Annotated in this window: 7 protein-coding genes; 5 read left to right on the top strand and 2 right to left on the bottom strand. The window is 74.0% G+C overall.

Translation table 11 applies throughout. From position 1 onward, the window contains the following. Positions 1–82: 82 nt before the first annotated feature. On the bottom strand, positions 83–433 hold the full coding sequence (locus ABZ721_RS40745) for a PRC-barrel domain containing protein (RefSeq protein ID WP_358793899.1): 351 nt from the start codon (positions 431–433) through the stop codon (positions 83–85). 137 nt (positions 434–570) lie between these two features. Then, the gene (locus ABZ721_RS40740; protein WP_358793898.1) at positions 571–795 is read right to left on the bottom strand and encodes a DUF5133 domain-containing protein; all 225 of its coding nucleotides are present in this window, start codon (positions 793–795) and stop codon (positions 571–573) included. A gap of 384 nt (positions 796–1,179) precedes the next feature. Here ABZ721_RS40740 and ABZ721_RS40735 point away from each other — a divergent pair, with 384 nt between their 5' ends. From ABZ721_RS40735 to ABZ721_RS40715, 5 genes are all read left to right on the top strand, one after another. Then, positions 1,180–2,043: an RNA polymerase sigma factor SigF gene (locus tag ABZ721_RS40735; protein WP_358793897.1), complete on the top strand. Its 864-nt coding sequence runs from the start codon at positions 1,180–1,182 to the stop codon at positions 2,041–2,043. Between the two features lie 220 nt (positions 2,044–2,263). Beyond that, entirely contained in the window at positions 2,264–3,319 is a 1,056-nt protein-coding gene (locus ABZ721_RS40730; RefSeq protein ID WP_358793896.1) for an acyl-CoA dehydrogenase, read from the top strand. Continuing rightward, entirely contained in the window at positions 3,316–4,080 is a 765-nt protein-coding gene (locus tag ABZ721_RS40725; RefSeq protein ID WP_358793895.1) for a PIG-L family deacetylase, read from the top strand. Before ABZ721_RS40730 ends, ABZ721_RS40725 begins: the two co-directional genes overlap by 4 nt. Beyond that, positions 4,077–4,694 (top strand): SAM-dependent methyltransferase, encoded by a 618-nt coding sequence (locus tag ABZ721_RS40720; protein WP_358793894.1) that lies wholly within the window; start codon positions 4,077–4,079, stop codon positions 4,692–4,694. Before ABZ721_RS40725 ends, ABZ721_RS40720 begins: the two co-directional genes overlap by 4 nt. After that, the gene (locus tag ABZ721_RS40715; RefSeq protein ID WP_358793893.1) at positions 4,691–5,425 is read left to right on the top strand and encodes a glycosyltransferase; all 735 of its coding nucleotides are present in this window, start codon (positions 4,691–4,693) and stop codon (positions 5,423–5,425) included. Before ABZ721_RS40720 ends, ABZ721_RS40715 begins: the two co-directional genes overlap by 4 nt. The last annotated feature ends 31 nt before the right edge of the window (positions 5,426–5,456 follow it).

The raw sequence follows: 5,456 nt of genomic DNA, 5'->3' as shown, positions 1-5,456 counted from the left end.
CCGCCGCTCCCGGCTCGGGCGCCCGCGACGGCGGCCCACCGGACGTATCCGGTGGGCCGCCGTCGTGACGCTGTGCGGTCTGTCAGCCGCGCGGGGTGTCGTAGTACCCGCCGACCTGCTGGTGGTAGCCCGCGTCGCCGAGGTGCTTGTCCTTGTCGAACTCGGGCGCGTCCTTGATCTCGTCCTTGGTGCGCGCCACGAACACGGTCCTGTTCTCGTGGTCGACGCGGGCGACCGTGCCTGCCGGAAGCAGTACGGACTTACCGAAGATCCACACACCGGTGTCGACCACCAGATACGCGGCGCCGACCTCGTCGGAGTGCTTGTCGACCTTGCCGATGTGGCCATCGGTCGCCTCGACCTTGTACCCCGTGATGTCCGCCCCCGCCTGGTAGCCGGAAGCCGGCCCGTAACCCCAGATGCTGTCGCTCATCGTGCGCGTCCTTCCCTCGCCGTCACGGAAGCCCGGAATGGGCCGATCGTCAGGAAGCCTCCAGCGCTTCCCGGAAGATCGGCTACCCGCCCGAACTGTCCCCACACGGGGGTCGTTTCGGCCATCCGCGAGGTACGTCAGGCCGCGGTGGTCATGTCCTGGGCGGACGCGCCGCAGTGGCGGTGCGCGATGCGCAGCGCGTCGGCGATGTTCCGCGTGCCCGTGGAGACGCACAGGGTGTAGGTGGCGTCCTCCAGCCGGCGGCGGTCCTCGGAGGTCGCGGCCCCTGCGGCTTCGCGGGCCTGCAGTTCCTCGTAGCGGTCGATCAGCCGCTGCAGCGTGGCGGGGTGGGGCATCAGCATGACGGTGTCTCCTTCAGCGCCGAGTTCTTCGCTCATCAGGTGTCCCGGACCAGAGATCGACGGGACGGGAGAACAAGGCGCCGTCGCCCGGCCCCGGCATGGCAGCCGCCGGTCGGCGGCTCCCAGGAGCGTGTTCCCCGAGTCACGTCTACCCAGCTCCGCGAGCAGCACACAACCCATCGAGGTGGCGAGCTGCCGTGAGATTGTCTATTGTGGCCACGATAGTTTTTCGTGCACCATGAGAGCAGCCCTGGACCCGGGGGCGCGGCACTGCCTCGCCGGACCCCGCGGATCCGGGAGGCGAGGATTGCCGGTGTGCGGTCCGGTGATCGGGGTATGTGGCGCCCCAGTTGCCGAACCGAACGAACAGGATGAGGAGCAGTCATGACGATCACCACGGCCGCACAGAGCGCCGTCACCGCTCCGGCGTCGCACCAGGAGCCGCTGCCGTGGATCGAGGACGCGGGAAAGGTCGCTCCGGCCGACGCGCGGGAGCTGTCGAAGCTGTTCTTCGACCGCCTGCAGTCCCTCGAGGAGGGCACCCGGGAGTACCAGTACGCCCGTAACACACTCATCGAACTCAACATGGCCGTGGTCGCGTTCGTCGCGCGGCGCTTCCGCAACCGCTCGGAGCCGCGCGAGGACATCATCCAGGTCGGCACGATCGGCCTGATCAAGGCCATCGACCGGTTCGAGCTGAGCCGCGAGGTCGAGTTCACGACCTTCGCCATCCCCTACATCTCCGGCGAGATCAAGCGGTTCTTCCGCGACACCAGCTGGGCCGTCCACGTCCCGCGCCGGCTGCAGGAGCTGCGGCTCGAGCTCGCGAAGGCCACCGAAGCGCTGTCCGACCGGCTGGAGCGGGAGCCGACCGTCCAGGAGCTCGCCGCGTTCCTGGACATCACGCCGGAGGAGGTCACCGAGGGCCTGGTCGCGTCCAACGGCTACACCGCCGGAACCCTGGACCTGCCGCTCGGCGGTGACGACAGCAGCGACAGCGACAGTCTGCTCGCCGACCGCATCGGCGACGTGGACCCGGCCCTGGAGGGAGTGGAGAACCTCCTCGCCCTCAAGCCGCTGATCGCCGCCCTGCCCGAGCGGGACCGGCAGATCCTGAACATGCGCTTCGGCCAGGAGATGACCCAGTCGCAGATCGGCGCCGAACTCGGCGTGAGTCAGATGCACGTCTCCCGCCTGCTGAACCGCACCCTCAGCCACCTGCGCGCCCATCTGACGGCGACGGCCTGAGCGCGGGTGACGGCTCCGCCGCCCCGCGCGGAGCCGTCACCGGCACGCTGTGTACACCTCGACGTCCCGGGTAGTCGGCGACCGACCGCCCCGCCCCGGGATGCAGCCGCCCGGTGGGCGGGTCAGAGTGGAACGGTGCGCCGCGGTCTCTCCCGGCCCTACGCCCGCACGCCACTCTCCGGCCGAGCGCGGCGCACGGCCCCGACGTCGAGGAGCACGGATGCCGGAAACGACCTACCCAGCGGCTGCGGCACCGACCGCGGGCCCGCCACCGCACGGTGCGGCCCCCACCGGGTTCACCCCCGAGGCCGCACGGCAGGAGACGGCACAGGAGTTCTCCCGGCTGGTCGCGTCGCTCGCGGCGGGCGACCTGGAGTTCCCGCTGCCCGGATCGGGCCGTACCGGTGACCGCTTCGCCGCCCTGTGCTCCGTCGCCGAGCGCGACCTGTGCCTGGCCCGGTTGGCCGAAGGGCACGCGGACGCCCTCGCCATCCTCAGCGAGTTGGACGGTCCCGTGCCGGGGCCGGCCGAGCGGTGGGGGGTGTGGGCCGCGGAGCCTCCGGGTGGCGGTGTGACCGCGACCCGGGTCGGCGAGGGGTGGCAGCTCGACGGCCTCAAGCAGTACTGCTCGGGGGCGCACAGCTGCACCCACGCCCTGGTGACCGCCACGGCCGGGGACGAGCGCCGGCTGTTCGCGGTGGCGGTACGGGCCCCCGGGTGCAGCCCGGTCGCCGACACGTGGCAGGCCATCGGCATGGCCGGCAGCGACACCCCCGACGTGCGCTTCCAGGCGGTCCCCGCGGTGGCCGTCGGGGAGCCGCGCGAGTACCTGACGCGCCCCGGCTTCCAGCACGGCGGCATCGGCGTGGCCGCGTGCTGGTACGGCGGCGCCCGTGCGGTGGCCGCGACGCTGCGCCGGGCGGCGGCCGGGCGCGGACCCGATCCGCACACCGACGCGCACCTCGGACACATCGACATGCAGCTGCACGCCGCCCAGACGGTGCTGGAGCGGGCCGCCGCCGAGATCGACCAGGATCCGCTGGACCTCGCGGGCGGCGCCCGAGTGCGCAGCCTGCGGGTGCGGGCCCTGGTCGAGGCGGTCTGCACGGAGGTACTGACCCGGGTGGGGCGGGCCACCGGCGCCGGGCCGCTCTGCCACGACGTGCGCCACGCCCGGAACGTCGCCGACCTGACCGTGTACATCCGCCAGCACCACGCCGAGCGGAACCTGGCCGAGCTGGGCGCGCTCGTCGCCCGTCCGGAGGACGCCCGATGACGCCGCCCGGCAGCCCGGCCGCCGCGAACGCGATCGACGCGCCCGGAACGGACGAGGCCCTGTGGCGGGCCTGGCCGACTCTGCGCGCGCTGCCCGCGGTGGACCTGCCGACCGGCGGCCGCGTCGTGGTCGTCGCCGCCCACCCCGACGACGAGGTGCTGGGCTTCGGCGGCTCGATCAGCCTGCTCGCCGCCGCGGGGACGGAGCTGACGGTGGTGTCCGTCACCGACGGGGAACGGTCGCACCCGGGCAGCAAGGTCGTCAGCCCGTCCTCGCTGGCCGCCCTGCGGGCTGCCGAGACCCGCGAGGCCCTCGACGAGCTGGGAGCGGAGCAGGCCCGGGTGGTCCGCCTCGGCGTGCCCGACACCGAAGTGGCCGCCAACGAGGCCCCGGTGGCCGCCGCACTCGGCGGCCTCCTGGACGGTGCCGCCCTGTGCGTGGCGCCCTGGACCGGCGACCTGCACGCCGACCACGAGGCGGCGGGACGGGCGGCCCTGCGGGCGGCCGCCGCGGCGCGGGTGCCGTGCCTGCTGTACCCGGTGTGGATGTGGCACTGGGCCCGGCCGGACGACCCGCGCGTGCCGTGGGAGAGCGCCGCCCGCATCGCCCTTCCGGCGGCCACCGCGGCCCGCAAGGCCGCCGCGGTGGAACGGTTCGCCAGCCAGATCCGCCCGCTCGGGCCGGCCCCCGAGGACGCCGCCATCCTGCCGCCCGACGAGACAGCCCACCACCTGCGCGATCTGGAGGTCGTCTTCCGTTGAGCACCGCCGCGTCCTACTTCGACGACATGTACCGCGACTCCCAGGACCCGTGGAGCCTGGCGAGCCGCTGGTACGAGCAGCGCAAGTACGACCTCACCGTGGCCGCCCTCCCCCGGCCCCGCTACCGCTCCGCCTTCGAACCCGCCTGCTCGGTGGGCGAGCTGACCGCGCGGCTGGCGGAGCGGTGCGACGCCGTCCTGGCGTGCGACCGGGTCGCGAGCGCGGTCGCCTCCGCCACCCGGCGTACGGCGGGCCTGCCCCAGGTGACCGTCCGGCAGCTGACGCTGCCCGACCAGTGGCCCGAGGGGACGTTCGACCTCATCGTGCTGTCGGAACTCCTCTACTACTTCGACACCCACGACCTGACCCGGCTGCTGGACCGCACGGTCGAGGCCCTGGAGCCGGACGGCACCCTCGTCACCGTCCACTGGAACCATCCCGTGGCGGAGCACGCGAGGACCGGCGACGACCTGGCCGTCGTCCTGGCCGACATCCCGGAACTGGCACTGCTGGCGCACCATCGCGAGGACGACTTCGTCCTGCAGGTGTTCGGCCGCGTCCATGCCGACGGCGGCCGCCCGAGGTCGCCCGCCGCGGACGAGGGCCTGGTATGACCGCCGCCGTCGCCGTCGTCGTTCCGGCCCACAACGAGCAGCTGCTGCTGCCGCGCGCCCTCAACGCGCTGGAGGTGGCCCGCCGCCATCCGGCCCTCACCGGGGTGCGGATCGTGACCGTGGTCGCGGCCGACAGCTGCCGCGACCGGACGGCGGCGCTGGCCCGCGCGGCCGGGGTGGAGGCCGTGGAGGTCAGCGGCAGGAACCCGGGCGCCGCCCGCGCGGCGGGGGTCGCGCACGCGCTGACCGTGCTCGGCACGCGGCCGGCCGACATCTGGATCGCGACGACCGACGCGGACAGCGCCGTCCCGCCGGACTGGCTGGCACGGCAGGTGGGCCATGCCGCCGAAGGCTGGGAGGCGGTCGTCGGCACCGTACGGGTGGAGAGCTGGCCGCCGCACGCGGCGGCGCTCGCGGCCCGGTTCGAGGAGCTGTACGAGGCCTCCCGGCCCGAGACCGGCCTGCCCTGGGAGCATCCGCACGTCCACGGCGCCAACCTGGGCGTCGCCGCGGCCGCCTACCTGCGCGTCGGCGGCTTCCCGTCGCTGACCGTCGGCGAGGACCGGGAGCTCGTCGCGGCCCTCGAACGCGGCGCCCACCGGATCCTGCGCACGGCGGACTGCACAGTCGTCACCTCGGCCCGCCTGCGCGCCCGGGCCAAGGGCGGCTTCGGCGACTTCCTGACCGGGCTGGCGCTGCCGGAGACGGCTCGGGCCGAATCAGCCGGCTGACACCCCGGCGCGGCGGACGCCCGGGGCGGGC

The organism is Streptomyces sp. NPDC006733 (genome assembly GCF_040636125.1).
In the GTDB taxonomy this organism is placed as follows: Bacteria; Actinomycetota; Actinomycetes; order Streptomycetales; family Streptomycetaceae; genus Actinacidiphila.
This window is presented reverse-complemented; position numbering and strand designations above follow the sequence as displayed.